Annotated in this window: 17 protein-coding genes; 14 read left to right on the top strand and 3 right to left on the bottom strand. The window is 69.2% G+C overall.

Features of this window, described 5'->3' with window-relative positions; genetic code table 11:
- Positions 1 to 73: 73 nt before the first annotated feature.
- A complete protein-coding gene (locus E0W80_RS18025) occupies positions 74 to 808 on the bottom strand; it encodes an SDR family NAD(P)-dependent oxidoreductase (RefSeq protein ID WP_131494402.1) in 735 nt (244 codons plus the stop codon).
- Between the two features lie 100 nt (positions 809 to 908).
- Between E0W80_RS18025 and E0W80_RS18030 the strand changes: the two genes are divergently transcribed.
- The 11 genes from E0W80_RS18030 to E0W80_RS18080 all read left to right on the top strand — a co-directional run bounded on the left by E0W80_RS18030 (position 909) and on the right by E0W80_RS18080 (position 12,254).
- Positions 909 to 1,871, top strand: coding sequence for an aldo/keto reductase (locus tag E0W80_RS18030; RefSeq protein ID WP_131494403.1), 963 nt, complete (start codon positions 909 to 911; stop codon positions 1,869 to 1,871).
- 91 nt (positions 1,872 to 1,962) lie between these two features.
- On the top strand, positions 1,963 to 2,160 hold the full coding sequence (locus tag E0W80_RS18035) for a hypothetical protein (RefSeq protein ID WP_131494404.1): 198 nt from the start codon (positions 1,963 to 1,965) through the stop codon (positions 2,158 to 2,160).
- A gap of 39 nt (positions 2,161 to 2,199) precedes the next feature.
- Positions 2,200 to 2,850 carry a hypothetical protein gene (locus E0W80_RS18040; RefSeq protein WP_165875508.1) on the top strand — a complete coding sequence of 217 codons (651 nt, stop codon included), beginning with the start codon at positions 2,200 to 2,202 and terminating at the stop codon, positions 2,848 to 2,850.
- A gap of 144 nt (positions 2,851 to 2,994) precedes the next feature.
- On the top strand, positions 2,995 to 4,335 hold the full coding sequence (locus tag E0W80_RS18045; RefSeq protein WP_131494406.1) for an HNH endonuclease signature motif containing protein: 1,341 nt from the start codon (positions 2,995 to 2,997) through the stop codon (positions 4,333 to 4,335).
- A gap of 279 nt (positions 4,336 to 4,614) precedes the next feature.
- Positions 4,615 to 6,144: an ABC transporter substrate-binding protein gene (locus tag E0W80_RS18050; RefSeq protein WP_232762282.1), complete on the top strand. Its 1,530-nt coding sequence runs from the start codon at positions 4,615 to 4,617 to the stop codon at positions 6,142 to 6,144.
- Between the two features lie 75 nt (positions 6,145 to 6,219).
- Positions 6,220 to 7,161, top strand: a complete 942-nt coding sequence (locus E0W80_RS18055; protein ID WP_131494407.1) for an ABC transporter permease — start codon at positions 6,220 to 6,222, stop codon at positions 7,159 to 7,161.
- The gene (locus tag E0W80_RS18060; protein ID WP_131494408.1) at positions 7,158 to 8,993 is read left to right on the top strand and encodes a dipeptide/oligopeptide/nickel ABC transporter permease/ATP-binding protein; all 1,836 of its coding nucleotides are present in this window, start codon (positions 7,158 to 7,160) and stop codon (positions 8,991 to 8,993) included. The genes E0W80_RS18055 and E0W80_RS18060 overlap by 4 nt, the downstream gene beginning before the upstream one ends.
- Positions 8,990 to 9,823, top strand: a complete 834-nt coding sequence (locus E0W80_RS18065) for an ATP-binding cassette domain-containing protein (RefSeq protein ID WP_131494409.1) — start codon at positions 8,990 to 8,992, stop codon at positions 9,821 to 9,823. The genes E0W80_RS18060 and E0W80_RS18065 overlap by 4 nt, the downstream gene beginning before the upstream one ends.
- Positions 9,824 to 9,870: 47 nt before the next feature.
- Positions 9,871 to 10,458, top strand: coding sequence for a TetR/AcrR family transcriptional regulator (locus E0W80_RS18070; RefSeq protein WP_131494410.1), 588 nt, complete (start codon positions 9,871 to 9,873; stop codon positions 10,456 to 10,458).
- Positions 10,459 to 10,492: 34 nt separating this feature from the next.
- Positions 10,493 to 11,191 carry an alpha/beta hydrolase gene (locus E0W80_RS18075; RefSeq protein WP_131494411.1) on the top strand — a complete coding sequence of 233 codons (699 nt, stop codon included), beginning with the start codon at positions 10,493 to 10,495 and terminating at the stop codon, positions 11,189 to 11,191.
- Positions 11,192 to 11,264: 73 nt separating this feature from the next.
- Positions 11,265 to 12,254: a methyltransferase dimerization domain-containing protein gene (locus E0W80_RS18080; RefSeq protein ID WP_131494412.1), complete on the top strand. Its 990-nt coding sequence runs from the start codon at positions 11,265 to 11,267 to the stop codon at positions 12,252 to 12,254.
- 128 nt (positions 12,255 to 12,382) lie between these two features.
- Here E0W80_RS18080 and E0W80_RS18085 read toward each other — a convergent pair whose 3' ends face one another.
- Positions 12,383 to 13,726, bottom strand: coding sequence for an amidohydrolase family protein (locus tag E0W80_RS18085; protein ID WP_131494413.1), 1,344 nt, complete (start codon positions 13,724 to 13,726; stop codon positions 12,383 to 12,385).
- 160 nt (positions 13,727 to 13,886) lie between these two features.
- Between E0W80_RS18085 and E0W80_RS18090 the strand changes: the two genes are divergently transcribed.
- Together E0W80_RS18090 and E0W80_RS18095 are read left to right on the top strand one after the other, a co-directional pair.
- Complete coding sequence (locus E0W80_RS18090) at positions 13,887 to 15,335, top strand: glyceraldehyde-3-phosphate dehydrogenase (protein WP_131494414.1); 1,449 nt, start codon at positions 13,887 to 13,889, stop codon at positions 15,333 to 15,335.
- Between the two features lie 44 nt (positions 15,336 to 15,379).
- Complete coding sequence (locus E0W80_RS18095) at positions 15,380 to 16,426, top strand: winged helix DNA-binding domain-containing protein (protein ID WP_131494415.1); 1,047 nt, start codon at positions 15,380 to 15,382, stop codon at positions 16,424 to 16,426.
- 27 nt (positions 16,427 to 16,453) lie between these two features.
- Here the strand turns inward: E0W80_RS18095 and E0W80_RS18100 are convergent, their stop codons facing one another.
- Positions 16,454 to 17,896 carry a helix-turn-helix transcriptional regulator gene (locus E0W80_RS18100; RefSeq protein ID WP_131494416.1) on the bottom strand — a complete coding sequence of 481 codons (1,443 nt, stop codon included), beginning with the start codon at positions 17,894 to 17,896 and terminating at the stop codon, positions 16,454 to 16,456.
- Positions 17,897 to 18,008: 112 nt separating this feature from the next.
- On the opposite strand from E0W80_RS18100, the gene E0W80_RS18105 reads away from it, so the two are divergent.
- Positions 18,009 to 19,871 carry a phosphoenolpyruvate carboxykinase (GTP) gene (locus tag E0W80_RS18105; RefSeq protein WP_131494417.1) on the top strand — a complete coding sequence of 621 codons (1,863 nt, stop codon included), beginning with the start codon at positions 18,009 to 18,011 and terminating at the stop codon, positions 19,869 to 19,871.
- Positions 19,872 to 20,309 lie beyond the last annotated feature (438 nt).

Consider the following 20,309-nt stretch of genomic DNA (forward strand, 5'->3'; position numbering starts at 1 on the left):
TGGGTCAGCGGGGCGGGTGGCGGATCAGAAAGGGGCCTCGGAGGGGACGGGAAGGTGCGGAATCGATCCCGCGTCAGATCAGGAGCTGCCCGCCGTCGACGGGGACGGAGACTCCGGTGATGTGGCTGGCGGCTTCGCTCGCGAGGAACAGGACGAGCGGGGTGATCTGGTCGACCTCGGCGATGGAGCCGAGCGGGATGCGGGACTCCCACGCCGCACGGGCTTGCGGGTTCGAGGCGAAGTCCGCGGTGAGAGGCGTGAGCACGGGGCCGGGCGCCACCGCGTTGACCCGGACGCCCGAGGCAGCGAGCTCGATCGCCGCGGTGCGGGTGAAAGCGTCGACCGCGGCCTTCGTCGCCTCGTAGTGCCCCAGTCCGGGGGTGGGCTGCCGTGCGCCGATGGACGAGATGTTGACGATCGCGCCGCGTCCTGCGTCGGCGAGCAGCGCGCCGAAGATGCGGAGCATGAGGAAGGTTCCGCGCACGTTGACCCGCAGGGCCGCGTCGACGACGTCGACCGGGACGTCCTGCAGGGTGCCGCCGCCGGCGACGATGCCGGCGTTGTTGACCAGGACATCGATGCCGCCGTCGGCAGTGAGTCGTTCGGCTGCGGCGCGCACGGAGGACTCGTCTCCGATGTCGAGGGTGAGTGCGGTGGCGCCGATCTCGGCGGCGACTGCCGTGGCGGCTTCCGCGTTCACATCGCCGATGAAGACCTCGTCTCCACGGTCGCGGAATGCGGTGGCAATGCCGCGGCCGAGGCCGGACGCGCCGCCGGTGACCAGGATGCGGCGGGGGGATACGGTCATGTTCGTCCTCACTGACGGCGGTTCTGACGGGATGTCTCCGTTATATTCTACAAACATAGAAAAACACAACCCCGTGTCTCGAGACGGCGAAGGAGCCTTCATGCCCGAAACGACATATCCCTGGAAGCCGCTGGATTCCCGGAGCGCCCCGGTGCCCCCGCTGGCGCTCGGATCCTGGAACACCTGGGATCGGATGGCGCCCGACGACGCGGTGGCGCTGATCCGCCGGGCGGTCGAGCTGGACGCCGGCTTCTTCGACGTCGCGTACTACAACATGGGTCCGCACTCCGAGAACTCGAAGACCGACATCCTCTTCGGGCAGGCGCTGAGAGCGAGCGGCGTCGACCGCGATGACATCGTGCTGTGCGGCAAGCTCTGGCTGTGGGACTGGCCGAACCAGGGCTTCCGCGCGCAACTTGTCGAGTCCCTGGAGCGAGCGGGCCTCGACCGGTTCGACACCCTCGTCGTGGGCGACTACCTCGACGCTCCGGACCTACCGCACCTCGTCGCCGACGTGAACGAGCTGATCGCCGAGGGGCTCGTGGGTTCCTGGGGCATCAACAACTGGCGGATCGAGCACACGCGGGAGGCGCTCGCCGTCGCCGCGGAGCGGGGCAAGGCCGGCCCGGTGTTCGCGCAGCTGAAGTACGGGATCGCTCGCCGATCGATGGCGGAGGGGGACGCCTATGGTCCGTTGTTCGCCGAGGGGACTCTCGCGCTCCAGGCGTCGGACGTGTTCGAGGGCGGAATCCTCGCCACCGGACGCATGCCAGAGCGGAAGATCGGTGCCGACGTGGGAGGCATCCGGGAGCAGATCGCCGCCGTGTACCCCGAGGTCGCGCGGGTCGCGGGAGAGTTCGGGGTCACGCCGGCCGCGCTCGGCGTCGCCTTCTGCCTGTCGAACCCCGCCACCGCGAACGTGCTGTTCGGTGCCTCGCGCCTCGCGCAACTCGAGCAGAACCATGCGGCGCTCGCCCTCGCGCGAGACCACGGAGCCGAGGTGCGGACTGCGCTCGCCGACTGCTGGGTCGACCGGGAGGTGCGCGCCGACGGGGCGTGGTGAGGGGGCGGAGGTTCTGGGGGCTGGACGCTGCCGGTGTGGGAACATGAGGCGCGCCGAGATCCGCCGTGGATGTCGGGGGAGTGGAGATGAGATGAGCCCGGAGCCCACGCTGCTCATGGCCCTGGTCTTCGGCGGATTCCTCTTTCTGGTGGTCTTCTTCGTCGGCTGGTATCTGATTCTCGACAGACGCGCTCATGCGAGACGCCGGGCTGCCGAGGAGAACGGTGGCTTGACCGATGCAGTCCCCTCGAAGCCGAGGCGACCGCTGGACGAGCGGAGCTGCGAATGACGGTGCTTGGTGTGTCCGACGTGCGGGTGGGCTGAGGTGATGACGCGCAACGGGTCGCCTAGCGAAGAGGGAAGCTTCTCTCGAGTGGAGCTTCTTCGCCTCGCCCCCGACGGGCCGTTGACGACGCTCGGACGCAACATCTCGATGTGCGGTGCGGTTCTCCTCGGCGTCGTCGTTCTCGTGCTCCCGGCGCTGCAAGGGGCATCGATCGGCAGTGTGATGCTGTTCGCCGCCGCCGGACTCGCTTTGATCGCTGCCGCGGGATGGAACGCGCTTCGGTGGCGGTGGCTCGTTCGAGCCGCCGCGCGCGACGTGCAGGGTGCCGGAGCATTGGCTGGCTTCGCGTTTTCGCGGGCCGATCTCGACGTGGATGGCACCCCCGCGGATCGTGTGAGCGCCGGATGGTTGCTGGTTCACCCGGACCGCCTGACGGTGTGCATCCACGCAGGGCTGGCAAGGCCGCGCCATTCAGTCGAGAGGCAGGATTACGTTCTTCGCGACATCGTTTCGGTATCACGGCGCAACGAGACGAGCGTGTCGTATGGGCGGCTCGACATCACCGTGCGCGGAGGATTGCTCTCCTTCATCCTCACACCGACCAGCGGGTCCGGTATGCGAGGCCCGCGCGAAGCGGAGATTGAATCGGCGGCCGAATTGCTCCGGGTGAAGAGAGCCCTTCGCGACGACTGAGGATCCGGCTTCGCCGCGCACCTTCCGTGACGGGGCGGGGGTGGCTCTGGGATTGCCTGAAGGACCCCTGGGTGGTCTGCGAAATGCTGGCATTCATTCGAACAAATCTACGAAAGTCAGGCGATTCTTCGATAGAATCTGGGTATGTCGAAGTTGGCCGTGTTGCATGAGGCGATGTCCCGTCTCGATGCGGCGTGGGCTGATGCCGACGACTCGGGTGAGCTGTCACGGGAGCAGCTCATCGCGGTCAGCGCGTCGCTCGGGGTGCTCCAGCGCCGGCTGGATGCCGTGCACGTCGAGGTGGCCGCGTGCATCTCTCGCGAGTCCCGCCCCGAACTCGGTGCCGAGAGTCTCGCGAAGCAGCAGGGGTTCCGCAATCCGGCGACGTTGATCGCGGCGACTGTGGGTGTGTCACGCGGTGATGCGACCCGGCTCGTGAAGGTGGGAGAGGCCGTTGCCCCGCGTGCAGACCTCCTGGGGGCGCCGCTGCCGGCGAGATACCCGGTCGTGCGGGAGGCGCTCGGCGCGGGAACGCTGAGCGCTCAGTCGGCGGCGGTGATCATTTCATTGCTCGATCGATGTCGCGTCGCAGTGGGCCTGACGCGCGTCGCCGAGGCAGAGCGTGTGCTGGTGGAGAAAGCGTTCGGACTCGCGCTGGACGATGTGCGGAAGCTGGTGGTGCGAGCGGAGGCGTGGCTGGACCCGGATGGGGTGGAGCCGCGACTCGAGGAGCAGCGGTCCCGTCGATCCCTCACCATCCACGAGCGTGAGGGGATGGTGCATCTGAACGCGGTCCTCGATGCCGAGACGGCTGCCCCTGTCATGACCGCGATCCGCGGCTACGTGACGGCCGCGTTCGCCGCCCGGAAGGATGCGGCCGCTCCCGACGCGCCTGACGCCGACCGTCGCACCGTGCCGATGCTGCAGGCTGATGCGCTCTCTGTGTTCGCCGCCCACGTGCTCGGGTGCGAAGCGAGGGTGCCGCTGGCAGGGGCGACGATCGTGGTGAGAATGAGCCTCGATGATCTCGAGGCCGGCACCGGCTCCGCGGAGATCGACGGGGTCGAGCAGCCGATCAGTATCGGAGCCGCGCGACGGATGGCCGCCGGCGGGGGTGTGATTCCGTGCGTGCTCGGCGCCGCGAGTGAAGTGCTCGACTGGGGGCGCGAGAAGCGCCTGTTCACGCGATCGCAACGGTTGGCGCTGGTGGAGCGCGATGGGGGCTGCGCGATGTGCGGGTTGCCGCCGGAGATGACGAAGGCGCATCACATCCGGTGGTGGAGTCGTGACCGCGGGCCGACGGATCTGTCGAACGGCGTGCTGCTGTGCGAGACCTGCCACCACCGAGTGCATGACAACGGGTGGGAGATCCGTATCGATGGGGTCGGTCCGGTGGGGCGGGTGTGGTTCATCCCTCCCGCCTCGGTCGACCCTGCGCGCAGCCCGCGCCTCGGCGGTCGAGCGCGCTTCGACATCGCCGCCTGACATCGACGCCTGATGCCGCTGCCTGCGTGTGCGGCTCGGGACGTGCTGGTCTGCTCATGCCCGCGCGCTCATGCCTGCGCGCTCATGCCTGCGCGCTCGGTCAAGCCCGGTGCGCCCCCGGGCATGGTCCGGCACACCGCGGGGGAGAATCGCCCTTGCGCTCTTTTTCCACGCATGTAGACTAACCAGCACGACACATCGAAGTGACGTCGGACCCGGCTTCCGATCAGCGGCACCTCGACCCTTCTTCACCACCCCCTGCACCCGAGAGAAGGAATCATGAAACGAATGCCCCTCGCGCTCGCCGCGGCTGTCGCCGTGACGCTCGCTCTCACCAGCTGCAGCGGCGGCGCCTCGCCCTCGCCGTCCGACGGCAGCGGGGTCGACAGCCCCGACGCCCTCAATATCGGGAACTTCCTCGACGTCACGTCGTGGGATCCCTCGCTCGCCGACATCGGCTTCGACGGCCCGTATCTCTCCGCCGTCTACGACGCTCTGATCGCCCTCGACGCCGACGGCGAACCGATCCCCTCACTCGCCACCGAGTGGACCGTCGCCGACGACGACCTCAGCATCGACCTCGACATCCGCACCGACGCCGTGTTCAGCGACGGCACCCCGGTCGATGTCGACGCCGTGATCACGAGCCTCGAGTACCTCAAGGCGGGTGCGCGCTCGGGTGAGGCCTACGTCAACGTCGCCTCCTTCGAGAAGGTCGACGACGACACCGTCCGCATCGCCCTCACGCAGCGCGACGACACGATCCTCTACTTCATGGGTCTCGGACGCAGCTACGTCGCCTCCCCGGCCGCCATCGAAGCGGGCACGCTGGGCAGCGAGCCCATCGGCTCCGGCCCCTACGTCCTCGACAGCACGACGAGCGTCGCCGGTGCCGAGTACCACTTCACCAAGACCGCCGACCACTGGGACGCCGACGCGTATCCCTTCTCCGAGCTCGCGATCTTCCCGATCACCGATGCCACCGCCCGTCACAACGCCATGCTCAGCGGCCAGATCAACGTGCAGTACGGCGACGTCGCCAACCTCGAGCAGGCGAAGCAGCAGGGGTGGAACACCGCCGAACGCGTGTCCGGATGGGCGGGCCTCGTCATCACCGACCACACAGGCGTGAAGAGCGAGCCGCTCGGCAAGCTCGAGGTGCGGCAGGCGCTGAACTACGCCTTCGACGGAGCGGCGGTCCTCGCCGCGGTCGGCAGCGGAGCGGGCGTCGCCACCAACCAGGTGTTCCCCGACGGCGGCCCCATCAACGATCCGTCGCTCAACGACACCTACGCCTACAACATGGACAAGGCCAAGCAATTGCTGGCGGACGCCGGCTACCCCGACGGCTTCGAGATCTCGATGCCGATGTCGCCCATCTTCGAGATGTGGAAGCCCTCGGCCGAGCAGGCGCTCAACGAGCTCGGCGTGAAGGTCACGTGGGACAACATGCAGATGCCCGACTACCAGTTGAACGCGCCGAACTACCCGATGTTCATCTCGTTCCTCGCGATGGACGGCAATGATGTCGCCACCGTCGCCCGCCAGGTGACCAGCGTGCAGTGGTTCAACCCCGCGCCTGACTATGCGGAGAACGAGGTCATCGCTCCTCTCGTCGAGAAGGTGCAGACCGAGCGCGGCGACGCGCAGACCGACGCCGTCAAGGAGCTCAACAAGGCTCTCGTCGACCAGGCGTGGTGGTCGGTCTGGTACCAGGCGAACAACATCTACTACACGGCGCCCGGCATCCAGCTGCAGCCCGTCGTGGGCATGATGTTCCCGACGCTCCGCTACATCACCCAGGGCTGACGCCCGCCGGGGCGGCCGCGACACCGGCCGCCCCGGCAACCTTCCCCCTCCGACCCCATCCTCCGAGAGGTCCCCATGTTCCTGTTCACGGCGAAGCGGGTGCTGTCCGGCATCCTCCTGCTCGTCGCGGTCTCGATCGGCACCTTCTTCCTGGCCCATCTCGCCATCAGCGACCCGACGGCCTCGCTTCTGGGCACCACGGCGAGTCCGGCTCAGCAGGCGGCGCTCGCCGAGAAGATCGGCCTCGACCGTCCGCTCCTCGTGCAGTTCTGGGACTGGCTCTCGCACGCGGTTCTGCTCGACTTCGGCGTCTCCTGGCGCAACTTCCAGCCCGTCAGCGCACAGCTCGCGATCAAGGTCCCCGTCACCCTGTCGGTGGTGACGTTCGCGACGCTGATCACCGCGGTCGTCGGTGTCACGTTCGGGATGATCACCGGACTCCGCCCCGGCACCTGGTTCGACCGCGTGATCAAGGGCATCTCGGTCGTGCTCTTCGCTCTCCCCGGCTTCTGGGTGAGCCTCGTGCTCGTGATGTGGCTCGCGGTGCAGCTGAAGTGGTTCCCGGCCGTCGGCTACGTGCCGCCGACGCAATCCGTGGACGGATGGCTGCGCTCCATCACCCTCCCGGCGATCTCGCTCGCCCTCGGCGGCATCGTTGCCGTCGCCGAGCAGCTGCGCAACGCCGTGATCGCGCAGAGCCGCCAGGACTGGGTGCGCACGCTTCGCAGTCGGGGCCTCTCCGCCACCCGGGTCAACCTGCACATCCTCCGCAACGCCTCGCCCGCCGCCCTCACCGTCATCGCCCTGATGTTCGTGGGGCTGCTGTCCGGCGCGATCGTGGTCGAGCAGATCTTCAGCCTCCCCGGTCTCGGACAGCTCACCAACCAGTCCTCGCAGAACGGCGACATCCCGATGCTCCTCGGCATCACGGTCATCTCGATCGTCTTCGTCGTCCTCATCAACCTCCTGCTCGACCTCGTGCTCGGCTGGATCAACCCGAAGGTGCGCGTCGCATGACCACCACAGACATCCGGGTCGCCTTCGACCGAGCGGCGCAGAAGCGACGCTCGAGCCTCTTCCGCCGCTTCCTCCGTCACCCCGGGGGATACATCCCGCTGGCGATCTTCCTGCTCATCGTGCTCGTCGGGGTCTTCGCACCCCTGCTCGCGCCGATGGACCCGAACTTCGTCGACCTCGCCGCGGCCAAGGCGCCTCCCGGGCCCGAGCACCTCCTGGGCGGCGACTCGACCGGCCGGGACATCCTGAGCCGACTCATCTACGGCACGCGCACGACCCTGTGGGGCGCGCTCATCACGATCGTGACTGCGCTCGTGATCGGTGTGCCGTCCGGCGTCGCAGCCGGTTACTTCGGCGGCGCGTTCGACCGCATCGCCACCTGGATCAGCGATGCTCTCCAGTCGATCCCCGGAATGATCATCCTGCTCGTGGTCGCCGCGGGCAGCCGCAACAACTTCGAACTGCTCATGGCCACCGTCGGTGTGTTCATGGTTCCCGGCTACTTCCGCATCGCGCGCTCTCAGACCCTGGCCGTGCGCGGCGAGCCCTACATCGACGCCGCCCGCGTGTCGGGCCTGTCCGACGGACGCATCATCTTCCGCCACGTCATCAAGGCCGTGTATCCGCCGGTCATCATCCAGACGGCCCTCACCGCCGGCATCGCGATGGGCATGCAGGCCGGTCTCCAGTTCCTCGGCATCGGCGACTCCAACGTGCCCAGCTGGGGCGCGATGATGCTCGAGGGCTTCCGCCTGATGCTCACCTACCCGCTCATGCTGCTGTGGCCGTCGGCCGCCCTCGGACTCACGATCGCGGTGCTCGCGATCATGGGATCCACGCTCGCCGAGCTGGTGCAGGTGCGCACGCCGCGCGTCTCCCGCCGGTCCGGCACGGCCGCCGGCACCGCTGCCGGTACCGGTGCAGGCACGGCTGCCGGTACCACCGCCGGGACCGCGACGCCGCTCGCCCCCGCGACCGGAAGCGCGCAGCACACCGCAGAGGAGTCCGCGCTGCGCGTCGAGAACCTGCGGGTCGTGCACGCCACCCCGACCGGCGAGACCGAGGTCGTGCACGGCGTCACCCTCGACGTGGCACCAGGTGAGGTCGTCGGCATCGTGGGCGAGTCGGGTTCCGGCAAGTCGCAGACCGTGTTCTCGGTGCTCGACCTGCTGCCGTCCAGCGGGCGCGCGACCGCCGACGCCATCTGGGTGGGCGGGGCCGACGTGACGAGAGCGACGCCGAAGCAGCGACACGCTCTGCTCGGACGTGAGATCGGCTACGTGCCCCAGGAACCGATGAGCAACCTCGACCCGTCGTACACGATCGGCCACCAGCTCATCGAGCCGCTGCGCCGCACCCACGGGCTCCGCAAGGCGGAGGCCAGGGAGCGGGCGCGTGCGATGCTCGTGCGCGTCGGCCTCACTGACCCCGACCGTGTCATGCGCAGCTACCCCCACCAGGTCTCGGGCGGTATGGCGCAGCGCGTGCTCATCGCCGGCGCGATCGCGGGCAAGCCGTCTCTGCTCGTGGCCGACGAGCCGACCACGGCGCTCGACGTCACGGTGCAGGCCGAGGTGCTCGAGCTCCTGCGAGAGCTGCAGGCCGAATACGGTATGGCCCTGCTGATCGTGACCCACAACTTCGGCGTCGTGGCCGACATCTGCGACCGGGTGATCGTGATGCGCGGCGGTGACGTCGTCGAGACAGGACCGGTCGACTCGCTGTTCGCGTCACCCGCCGAGGAATACACACGTGAACTGATCGCCGCGTCCCTGGACGATGCGGAGGGGCGCGCCGAACTCGACCGCACCGGAACGGAGGTGACCGCATGAGCGCCCTGCTCGAAGTCGACGACCTGGTCGTGGAGTACGGCCGTGGCCGACACGCCTTCCGCGCGCTGCACGGCGTCTCCCTCGACATCGCGCCGGGCGAGTGCCTGGGCCTCGTCGGAGAATCCGGCTCGGGGAAGTCGACGCTCGGCAAGGCGATCCTCGGCCTCGCACCGGTCACGGGCGGGAGCATCCGCTTCGACGGCAAGGAGATCAGCAGGCTCGGCGGCCGTGCCCGGCGTGCGCTCGCCGATGACGTGCAGGTCGTCTTCCAAGACCCGTACGGATCGCTCAACCCCGCGATGACGATCGGCGACATCCTCGCCGAACCGCTGCTCACCACCGGTATCGGCACGAGAGCCGCCGAGGCGAAGGTGCGCGAGATGCTCGACCGCGTGCGCTTGCCGGAGTCGGCCATGGATCGCTATCCCAGCGAGTTCTCCGGCGGCCAGCGTCAGCGCATCGCGATCGCCCGAGCCCTCGTCCGCGGCCCGCGCCTCATCGTGTGCGACGAGCCCGTCAGCGCCCTCGACCTCACCACGCAGGCGACGATCCTCGATCTGTTTATCGAGCTGCAGCGCGACACCGGCGTGGCCTACCTCTTCGTCTCTCATGACCTCGGAGTCGTGCGCCGCGTCTGTCACCGCGTGGCGGTCATGTACCGCGGAGAGCTCGTCGAGGTCGGCGAGGGGGAGCAGGTCACCCGTGCCCCGCAGCATCCGTACTCCGAGCGGCTGCGCCTCGCCTCGCCCGTCGCCGACCCGGTCGCGCAGCGTCAGCGACGTGCCCAGTGGCTCGCTCTGCGGGAGGTGCGCGATGCGGCGGTACGGTAGCTCCAGGCCCGATCACTCCATGCCTCGGAATCGGCCGGAAGGACCTCATGCCGAAGATCATCGATCACGACCAGCGTCGACGGGACATCGTCGAGGTCGCCAAGAGCATCATCTTGAAGGGTGGCTTCGAGGCCGCGACCATGCGCAGCATCGCGGCGGAGGCCGGCTTCGCGAACGGTGCGCTGAAGCACTACTTCCCGGGCAAGGAGAGCATCGTCGCGGCGACGTTCGAGACGATACTCCAGCAGATGTCCGAGGGCGTGCAGGCCGCCGGCGAGGAGCCGACGTCCGCGGATGCCGCGCTGCGGGGGTTCCTGCAGGCGACGATCCCTCGCGATCAGGAGCAGATCGCCGCGGGGCGGGTGCTGCTCGCGCTGTGGGAGTACGCCATGGCGAACGAGTCGCTGGCCGAGCTGTATCGCGGACACCTGGCGTCCTGGCGTGCTTCTCTCATCGAGCGGATGGAGGCCGCGCGGGACGAGGGGTCGATCCGCGATCAGGACTACGGTCCGCTCGCGAACGAGTACATCTCGGCGGCGGTCGGTGCGACCGTCATCAACCTCATGTACCCCGACGGCGAGCGGATCGCCGACTACGAGACCTACATCGACCAGTTCCTGGCACGCCTGCGCTGAGCACGGCGCGCCGGGTCCGAGAGGACGGCGCGTCATGACCTCATCCCTGTTCCACGAGCGCCACCAGGGCACCGGGCGTCCTGTCGTGTTCCTGCACGGCCTCGCGTCGCGCGGAGCGCAGGATTGGCCGGATCACGAGTGGGCCGGCGTCGTCGGCGACCGTCCCCGCCTGGTGGTCGACCTCCCGGCGCACGGTGAGAGCCCGGCACTCGGCACGGCGCCCACGACCGCAGTGCTGGACGCACTCGCCTCGGCCGTCGGCAGCGACGAGATCGACCTGGTCGGATACTCACTCGGGGCTCGCCTCGCGTGGGATCTGGCGGCGCATCCGCGCGTCTCCGTGCACCGCCTGGTGCTCGGCGGTCTCAGCGCGGGGGAGCCGTTCGCGCAGGTCGACTTCGCGGCCGCGCGCGCCGCGGTCGACGGTGGCGCCATGCCGACGGATCCCCTCACGGGCATGATCGTGCACATGGCGTCGTCGTCCGGCAACCGTTCGCACGATCTGATCGACCTGATCGAGGGCCTCGCCGCAGAGCCGTTCGTGCCACGGGCCGAGGGAATCGCCGTGCCCGTGCTGCTGCTGGGCGGCACCGACGATCCGATGGCGGCCGGGATCGACGACCTCGCGCGGCTGCTCCCGAGCGCCCGCGTGCAACGTGTCCCCGGCGATCACCTCTCCGCCCTGCACACGGCGGAGTTCCGTGCCGCCGTGCGGGACTTCCTGGCCGACTGAGCCGCAACCGCGACCGGGAACACCTCTGCCGTTTAATTCCAACAATCGTAGAAATATAGGGAAAGGCCCACACATGACCGACACGCCCACCGCGGATGCGGCACGGATCCTCGACATCGCCACGGGGTACATGGCGTCCAAGCAGCTCTTCCACGCCAGCCGCATCGGCCTCTTCCGTGCCGTCGACGGCGGAGCGGACACGGTGGCGGCGATCGCCGAGACGTGCGGGGTGAGCGAGCGCATCGCCCGTCTGCTCGCCGATGCGATGGCGGCCAAGGGCCTCCTGGTGCGTACGGACGGGCGGTACGCCGTCGCCCCGGACGCCGCCGCGTATCTGACCGGTGCCGATGCCGCGATCGACCTCGCGCCCTTCCTGACGTTCCTCGATGAGATCAGCTACCCGCACTGGCTCCAGTTCGCGCACACGGTCGACACCACCGAGCCCGGCGATCTGCAGATGGACGACGCCCGCTGGGCGACGTTCATGGCGGGGGTGATGACGTACAACCGCCTGCACGCGCAGGAGTTCGGCCGTCACCTCGACCTCTCCGGTGCCACCCACGCGCTCGACTTCGGCGGCCTCTCGGCCGACTTCGCGCTGTCGGTGATGGCGCGCAATCCCGAGCTGCGGACGACGTTCCTGTACGCACCCGGCTTCGAAGACGGGATCGCCGAGGCGGTCGACGCGGCCGGGGTCGCCGATCGTGCCGTGGTGGGGGTCGCCGACACCGCGACCGCCGCGCCGGAGGGCGCCTACGACGCGATCTTCGCGAACCACGTCATCCACCGCTTCGGCGCCGAGGAGAACGCCCGGATCTTCCGCAATCTGCGAGCGGCGGCGGCGCCGGGGGCGACTCTGACCGTGCTCGACTTCTTCCTCGACGACGATCCGGCGCAGCGCGGGATCGACGCCCTGCATGCGGGGGAGTACCTCGTGATCGACGGGACCGTCGTGTATCCGGAGGCCCAGGTGCGTGGCTGGCTGAGCGATGCCGGCTGGGAAGTGCGCGAGAAGGTCGCTCTGCCGGGGAGTCCCCGGGTGCTCGTGGCGACCGCGGTGTGAGGCCACCCCGGCGTCGGGGGACCGGCGCCGGGGTCATGGACTGGTCCGAGGGGGATCAGAGGCGGGCGGCATGCGTGAACATGCCGCCCGCCGTTTCCGTGCGCACCCGCGTTCGGTCGTGCGAGAGCTCACTCGCGGGTGAACACCGTGCGGCCGTCGACCATCGTGCGCTCGACCTCGAGGGAGGAGAACGGACGCCCGGGAGTCAGGGGGTCCTCATCGAGGATCGTCAGATCGGCGACCTTCCCGATCTCGAGCGTTCCCTTCCAGGCGGACGCGCCGTCCTGTCGCGCGGCATCCACCGTCATCGAACGCAGCAGGCGGCGGCGCGATCGCGCGTCATCGGCGACGCCGGCTTCGCCGAGCAGGCCGAGCGAGGCGTCGAGGCCGAGCCGCCAGTCCGGGCTCGCGATCGGCGAGTCGCTCGTCACCGTCGTGAGTGTTCCGGAGGTGAGCATCGCCGCCAGGGGCCAGGCGGCGGCGAGGCGTGCTGCGCCGAGCTGGAGCGCCGCCCAGGAGTGCGTGTGCGCGGCGATCAACGGTTGCACGGCGAATCCGGCGTCGACCCTTCCCATCCGGGCGATCTGCTCGGGCGTGGCCAGGTCTCCGTGGACGACGTAGTGGGGTGCGGGCGGCCGGGGTGCGTCGGAGAGGCGTTCGAGGACGGCGAGGAACTCCGAGATCGATCGGTCGCCGGTCGCGTGCACGGCGATCTGCATGCCGCGGGAGGCGGCGAGCTCCACCATCCGCTGGAACGCGGAGAGCGGATCATCCCCGCCCCGCGTGAGCAGGGCGCCGGTGCTGCCGTCCGTGTAGGGCTCCTCGACCCAGGCGGTGGCCATCGGCGGGATGCCGTCGGCGAAGATCTTGACCCCGGGGATCGCGAGCCACCGGGGGTCGTGTGTCGGCGCCGGGGTGCGGATGCCGCGCTCGAAGTCCTCCAGTGTGCTCTCGCCGTCGATCGTGCCGAACAGCCGAAGCAGGGTCACGCGCGAGGTCTGGGCGCCTTCGCGGTGCAGCTCGCCGTAGGTGTCGAGCATGGCCGTGCCGAAGCAGCCGGTCTCGCCGGCGTCCTCTCCCGGGCCGATCCCGGGCTCGGTGTAGCTCGTGATGCCGCGTTCGGCGAGGAGGCTCCACGCGCGGAGAAGGGCGGTGCGCCGCTCTTCCCGGCTCGATACGAGACGCCCGGACGGCTGCTCTGCGGATGACGTGTCGGAGAAGAACAGGTGCGGCCAGCGCGCGCCGAGCCAGGCGGCGTGCAGATGGGCGTCGTTGATGCCGGGGATCGCGCTGCGCCCGTCGAGTTCGAGGGTGGTGCGCGCGCGGAGCGGTGCGACGGCTTCGTCCACCGCGACGATCACGCCGTTTCGCACGGCGAGGGTGTGGGCGATGGAGTCCGTCCCGTCGAGGGTGTGGATGCGGCCGCCGCGGATGATCAGGTCGGCGTCGTCGCCGGGCAGTGTCTCACTCATTATTCCACCAGTGTAGACGTAAAACGGGACCCGCGGTGAGACCGGGAAGACCTGGATTCGGCGCGCGGTTCCGGGGCTTGTACGCTGGAGCCATCCCCCGATCACCCGGCAACCCGCGCGCCGGTGACCTCGGTGCGCGCTCACACATGCAAGGACGCAGATGAACGATTCCGCGGCACACCGCGAAGACTGGACGGCGAGCGAAGAACTGGCGGAGCGGATGATCCCGCTCATCGGGGCGCTTCGACGTGAGCACGACGTGGTCACCTCCCTCCACGGGCACCGCCTGCTCGGCCTGTCGGCGACCGGGCTCGTCGAGGTGCACGAGCGCGTGGCCCAGCTCGGACACGAGCGCCTCCCGATCGAAGACAGCCTGGCCGTGCTGGAAGCGATCCACGCGCTCGCGCCCGGCGCCTCCTCGCTCGATGTCGCCCGTCTCGTGGCCGGGCATGCCTCCAGCGGCGAGTCCTTGGAGACCTACCTCGCCGACGTGCTGGCACCCGCGATGGGTGCCGTCGCCGCCGAACCCACCGACGTCGTGCTCTACGGCTTCGGACGCATCGGCCGTCTGCTGGCCCGCATCCTCATCGCCCACACCGGTGGCGGCAGCGGTCTGCGGCTGCGCGCGATCGTGGTGCGGCGCGGCTCCGAGAACGACCTCGTCAAGCGGGCATCGCTGCTGCTGCGCGATTCCGTGCACGGGCGCTTCGCCGGATCCGTCACGCTCGACGAGGAGGCCGAGCAGATCATCGCGAACGGCACTCGCATCCAGGTGATCTACTCCGACGACCCCGCCACCATCGACTACACCGCCCACGGGATCGACGACGCCATCGTGGTCGACAACACGGGCCGCTGGCGTGACGAGGCGGGGCTCTCGCAGCATCTGCGGTCGAAGGGGGTCGCCCGGGTCCTGCTCACCGCTCCGGGCAAGAGCCCGCTCAAGAACATCGTGCACGGGATCAACGACGACACCATCACCGACTCCGACCGCATGGTGTCCGCGGCCTCGTGCACGACGAACGCCATCACGCCGGTGCTCGCGGCGATCGACGAGGCCTACGGCGTGGTCAAGGGGCACGTCGAGACGGTGCACTCGTTCACGAACGATCAGAACCTGATCGACAACTTCCACAAGGGAGACCGACGCGGGCGTTCGGCGGTGCTCAACATGGTCATCACCGAGACCGGTGCGGCGAAGGCCGTCGCGAAGGCGCTCCCGCAGCTCGAGGGCAAGCTCACGGGCAGCTCGATCCGCGTCCCCACCCCCGATGTCTCGCTCGCGGTGCTGCATCTGACGATCGAGCGTCCGGCGACCAAGGACCAGGTCAACGACTACCTGCGCCGCGTCTCCCTGCACTCGAAGCTGCGTCAGCAGATCGACTACGTCGAGAGCCCCGACGTGGTCTCCACCGACTTCGTCGGCTCGCACCGGGCCGGCATCGTCGACGGACTCGCCACGATCGCCGACGAGGACACCCTCATCCTCTACGTCTGGTACGACAACGAGTTCGGCTACTCCTGCCAGGTGATCCGCGTGCTCGAGGTCATGGCGGGCTCGCACCCGATCGTGCTCCCGGAGCGCCGTGAGGTGACGCTGCAGGGCTGACGTGGCGCGTGCGCGGCGTCGGAGGCGCCCGGCATGATGGGGTCATGAAGTCCGCGACCCTGCTCGCCGAGCGCCTCCGCTCGCATCGCCTCACCGCGCCGACGCCCACGGTCTCCGATGCCGCGCACCACATGCTGGCCGTACAGAGTCAGGACTTCACCGCCGGCCGATGGGCCCTCGCAGTGCGCACCCGGGGAGACGTGACCCTGCGCGACGTCGATCGCGCCTTCGACCGCGGTGACCTCGTGCGGGGCTGGACCATGCGCGGCACGCTGCACACGGTTCCGGCGCGTGACCTCGGCTGGATGCTGGAGGTCACGGCCGCGCGGCAGCGCCAGCAGGCGGCGACGCGTCATCGACAGCTCGGCATCGACGACGATATGATCGCCGCGGTCGTGCGGGCCGTGACACCGTCGCTGCGCGACGGCGGCCGCACCCGCGCCGAGCTCTTCGAGATCCTCGAGGGAATCGGCATCGACCCCGCGGGGCAACGCGGGATCCACCTGCTCTTCACTCTCACGATCGACGGACTCATCTGCCAGGGGCCCGTCGCCCCGCGGACCGGCGTGACGCGGGAGCAGCGTTTCGTCCTCGTCGAGGACCACATCCCCGACCCGGCGCGCCCCGACGACCCACTCGCGGAGCTGTTCGTGCGGTACATCGACGGCCACGGTCCGGCGGGCGTCGCGGACTTCTCCTGGTGGTCCGGACTCACGCTCGGGCAGTCCCGCGAGGCCGCCGCACGCGCGGCAGAGCGCGTCGTCGAGGTCGAGGAGGGACTGTTCAGGGCGGTCCGGCGACCGCGACGGACGATGGATGCGTCCGCCGTCCACGCGCTCGGTGCCTTCGACGAGTACTACATCTCCTACGCCGACCGCACGGACGTGTGCGCCCCGGAGCATCTGGCGGCTGTCGGTCCGGGGAAGAACGGGATGGTGCGCGCAACGCTCATCGAGCAGGGCCGCGTGATCGGAACCTGGTCGCACGCCACCGCAACGCGTGACGCGCCTCCCGAGTTCTTCGCGGACCCGGCCGATCCCGCAGGGGTGACCGCCGCTCTGGGGCGATTCGCACGGTTCCTCGACGACTGATCCCGCTCGCCGCGAGGACGGTCGCGACTACTCTCCGGCGTGCCGTGCGAGGAAGCTGTACACCTCGTTGTCGTCCACGCCGGGGAAGGCGCCGCGGGGGAGTGGCGAGAACATGTGCGTGTGCACGCGCGCGCTCGGCCACGCCCGTCCGCTCCAGCGCTCGCTCAGCTCGGCCGACGGGCGGCGGCAGCACGACTCGTCCGGGCAGGTGGAGACGGCCCGGTCGTTGGTCTCCCGTCCGCGCCACCAGCGGGCATCGTCGAACGGCACTCCGACGGTCACCGAGAACTCGCCGTCGCTCGACGATCCGGTCTGGGTCGAGCACCAGAACGTGCCGGAGGGTGTGTCGGTGTACTGGTGGTGCTCGACCGTGCGGTTCTGCTGCGTGAACGCCGCGCGCGCCTGGAACTTGCGGCACACCCGCTGGCCCTCCACCGCGCCGGTCACGTCCATCGGCAACGGCAGGTCATCGTTCTCGTAGACCCGGGTGATCGCCCCGGTGGAGTCGACGCGCAGGAAGTGCAGCGCCATCCCGAGATGCTGGGTCAGCAGGTTGGTCATGCGCATGCCCGCGGCCTCGTGCGTGACGCCGAAGCCGTCGCGGAAGTCCTCGACCGCGAGGTTGCGGTCCTTCTTGGCCTGCTGCAGGAAGGCCACGGCGGCCGTCTCGGGCATCAGGCAGCACGCGGCGAAGTAGTTGATCTCCAGGCGCTGCTGGAGGAAGTCGGCGTAGTCGGTCGGCGGCGTGTGTCCGAGCAGGCGGTGCGCCATGGCCTGCAGAGCCATCGAGCGCAGTCCATGGCCACCGGGGATGGAAGCCGGCGGCAGGTAGATCCGTCCGTTCTCGAGGTCGGTGACCGAACGAGTGGAGTGGGGGAGGTCGTTGGCGTAGATCAGCTCGAACCCGAGCTTCTCGGCCATGATGCTCACGGTGCGGTGCGTGAGTGCGCCCTGGACGTGACCGGCCGCCTTGAGGTGCTTCTCGGCGAGCTTCTCGATCTCGGGGAGGTAGTTGTTCTGCGCGCGCATCCGCAGCCGCAGCTCGGTGTTCGCACGACGCGCTTCTTCCGGCGTCGCGATCGCCTCACGCTCCCGACGCTCGAGCTCGCGGTGCAGACCGAGGACCGACTCGATCGTCTCATCGCTCATGCCCTTGGTCACGCGCACGGGAGCGACACCGAGCTGCCGGAAGACGGGGCTCTCCTGTGCGCTCTCGAGCTCGATCTCGAGAGCCGCTCGTCGGTTCGGCGGTTCGCCGGAGATCAGGTCGGTGACCTCCGTGCTCGTGGCCTGCGCGATCGCCTGGAGGAGGGACAGCTTCGGCTCGCGCTTGCCGTTCTCGATCAGGCTCAGCTGTGAGCCGGCGACACCGACGAGCGCACCGAGCTCATCGAGCGTGAAGCCGTTCTCCAGCCGGTGGTGTCGGATGCGGTGGCCGAGGGTGGTGAGGTGGATGCCGGAGGACGCCATTCCTTGAGTGTAGCGAAAGAATTGCATTTCTTATCGCTCGATTCGCCCGAAAGTTGCGCCTGAATCGGAAGAAGATAGGTGCAACGCCCCACACTTCGAAGGAGCACACGTCATGGCCATCGCCGAAGTCTTCACCCCCCGCACGTCTCCGGTCGCCGCGACGCGTACGTACGGCGCCGCCCCCACGTACGACACTCCTGCCATGGCCGAGCTGGCCGCCTGGGTCGAGGAGATCCGCGAGCTCACCCAGCCCGACGCCGTGCACTGGGTCGACGGTTCGCGGGCCGAGAACGACCGGCTCCTGCGCGATCTCGTCGACGAGGGCAAGCTGATCAAGCTCAACCCCGAGTGGCGTCCCGGCTCCTACCTCGCGCGTTCGCACCCCAGCGACGTCGCCCGGACCGAGGGACGCACCTTCATCGCCTCCGAGCGCGAGGAGGATGCCGGTCCGACGAACAACTGGGCCGCTCCGGCCGAGATGCACGCGAAGATGAACGAGATCTTCGCGGGCTCGATGCGCGGCCGCACGATGTACGTCGTGCCGTTCTCGCTCGGACGCGTCGGCGGTCCCCTCTCGCACATCGGCGTCCAGATCACCGACAGCGCCTACGCCGTCGCCTCGATCGGCATCATGACCCGGGTCGGCGATGCGGTGACCCGTCAGATCGCCGAGGGGGCCCCGTGGGTCAAGACCGTGCACTCGGTCGGCGCGCCCCTCGCTCCGGGGGAGCAGGACGTCGAGTGGCCCTGCAACGACGACAAGTACATCGTGCACTTCCCGGAGACCCTCGAGGTCTACTCCTACGGCTCGGGCTACGGCGGCAACGCGATCCTGGCGAAGAAGTGCTTCGCCCTGCGTATCGCCTCCGTCATCGCCCGCGACGAGGGATGGCTCGCCGAGCACATGCTGCTGATCCGCGTGATCGACCCGCAGGGCAAGGCCTACCACGTCGCCGCCGCGTTCCCTTCTGCGTGCGGCAAGACGAACCTCGCCATGCTTCGGCCGACCATCCCCGGGTGGCGGGTCGAGACCCTCGGCGACGACATCGCCTGGATCCGTCCGGGAGATGACGGTCGCATGTGGGCGATCAACCCCGAGGCCGGCTTCTTCGGGGTCGCGCCCGGAACCGGCGAGTCGACCAACGTCACGGCCGTCGAGACGCTGTGGGGCAACACGATCTTCACGAACGTCGCGCTCCGCCCCGATGGAGATGTGTGGTGGGAAGGCCTGACCGACGCGCCGCCCGCGAACCTGATCGACTGGGAGGGCAACGACTGGACGCCCGAGTCCGGCCGGCCCGCAGCGCACCCGAACTCCCGCTTCACGGTGTCGGCGGCGCAGTGCCCGCAGATCTCCGAGGACTGGGAAGAGGCAGTCCCGCTCGACGTCATCCTCTTCGGTGGACGCCGCGCCAGCAACGTTCCGCTCGTGGTCGAGGCCACCGACTGGACGCACGGCGTCTTCCTCGGCTCGAACATCTCGTCGGAGCGCACCGCTGCCGCCGAGGGCACGGTCGGGGAGCTGCGCCGCGACCCGTTCGCGATGCTGCCGTTCTGCGGCTACAACATGGCCGACTACTTCGGGCACTGGCTGAAGGTCGGCCGTGGCCTGCGCTTCGACCGCGCACCGCGCATCTTCCAGGTGAACTGGTTCCGTCGCGGGGAGGACGGCCGCTTCCTGTGGCCCGGGTTCGGCGACAACTCCCGCGTCGTGGACTGGATCATCCGGCGCATCGCGGGCGACGTCCCGGCGGTCGACAGCCCGATCGGACGCCTGCCGCGCGTGGAGGACCTCAACCTCGCCGGCCTCGACATCCCGGCCGCAGACCTCGATGAGCTGTTCTCCGTCGACGCCGAGGCCTGGAAGACCGAGGCTGACCTGACGGAGGCGTTCTACGACACCTTCGGCGACAAGGTCCCCGCGGCGCTGCGCGCGGAACTCGCCTCGCTCCGCTACCGCCTCGACAAGGCGTAGCCCCCAGACCGGTGCCGGTTCGGGGGAGCCGGCACCCTCAGGGCCTCGTGCCCTGCAGACCCGCGAAGGCGGGACATCAGAGACGAACCCATGGCTGAGTGGTCTCCGACGTCCCGCCTTCGTGTCGTCCGCCCCTCCTGTTCGTCCACACCCCTCCTGCTCGTCCACACCCCTCCTGCTCGTCCACACCCCTTCGCAGGGACGCCAAGAGACGGGGGTGTGGACGCTGGACGGGGGTGTCGACGCCAGCCTTCGTGTCGTCCACCCGCCTTCTTGTCGACGCCCCTCCTGCTTGTCGACGCCCCTCCTGCTCGTCGACACACCTCCTGCTCGTCGACGCCCCTCCTGCTCGTCCACACCCCTCCGCAGGGACGCCAGGAGACGGGGGTGTGGACGATGGACGGGGGCGTGGACGCTGGACGGGGGTGTCGGCGCTGG

The sequence above is a fragment of the Microbacterium sp. PI-1 genome, assembly GCF_004337555.1.
Lineage (GTDB): Bacteria > Actinomycetota > Actinomycetes > Actinomycetales > Microbacteriaceae > Microbacterium > Microbacterium aurugineum.

Coding starts and splice junctions, on each gene's coding strand:
- E0W80_RS18050 (WP_232762282.1), top strand. CDS start 4,615: ATGAAACGAATGCCCCTCGCGCTCGCCGCGGCTGTCGCCGTGACGCTC.
- E0W80_RS18060 (WP_131494408.1), top strand. CDS start 7,158: ATGACCACCACAGACATCCGGGTCGCCTTCGACCGAGCGGCGCAGAAG.
- E0W80_RS18030 (WP_131494403.1), top strand. CDS start 909: ATGCCCGAAACGACATATCCCTGGAAGCCGCTGGATTCCCGGAGCGCC.
- E0W80_RS18095 (WP_131494415.1), top strand. CDS start 15,380: ATGAAGTCCGCGACCCTGCTCGCCGAGCGCCTCCGCTCGCATCGCCTC.
- E0W80_RS18100 (WP_131494416.1), bottom strand. CDS start 17,896: ATGGCGTCCTCCGGCATCCACCTCACCACCCTCGGCCACCGCATCCGA.
- E0W80_RS18035 (WP_131494404.1), top strand. CDS start 1,963: ATGAGCCCGGAGCCCACGCTGCTCATGGCCCTGGTCTTCGGCGGATTC.
- E0W80_RS18025 (WP_131494402.1), bottom strand. CDS start 808: ATGACCGTATCCCCCCGCCGCATCCTGGTCACCGGCGGCGCGTCCGGC.
- E0W80_RS18055 (WP_131494407.1), top strand. CDS start 6,220: ATGTTCCTGTTCACGGCGAAGCGGGTGCTGTCCGGCATCCTCCTGCTC.
- E0W80_RS18045 (WP_131494406.1), top strand. CDS start 2,995: ATGTCGAAGTTGGCCGTGTTGCATGAGGCGATGTCCCGTCTCGATGCG.
- E0W80_RS18090 (WP_131494414.1), top strand. CDS start 13,887: ATGAACGATTCCGCGGCACACCGCGAAGACTGGACGGCGAGCGAAGAA.
- E0W80_RS18065 (WP_131494409.1), top strand. CDS start 8,990: ATGAGCGCCCTGCTCGAAGTCGACGACCTGGTCGTGGAGTACGGCCGT.
- E0W80_RS18040 (WP_165875508.1), top strand. CDS start 2,200: ATGACGCGCAACGGGTCGCCTAGCGAAGAGGGAAGCTTCTCTCGAGTG.
- E0W80_RS18105 (WP_131494417.1), top strand. CDS start 18,009: ATGGCCATCGCCGAAGTCTTCACCCCCCGCACGTCTCCGGTCGCCGCG.
- E0W80_RS18075 (WP_131494411.1), top strand. CDS start 10,493: ATGACCTCATCCCTGTTCCACGAGCGCCACCAGGGCACCGGGCGTCCT.
- E0W80_RS18080 (WP_131494412.1), top strand. CDS start 11,265: ATGACCGACACGCCCACCGCGGATGCGGCACGGATCCTCGACATCGCC.
- E0W80_RS18070 (WP_131494410.1), top strand. CDS start 9,871: ATGCCGAAGATCATCGATCACGACCAGCGTCGACGGGACATCGTCGAG.
- E0W80_RS18085 (WP_131494413.1), bottom strand. CDS start 13,726: ATGAGTGAGACACTGCCCGGCGACGACGCCGACCTGATCATCCGCGGC.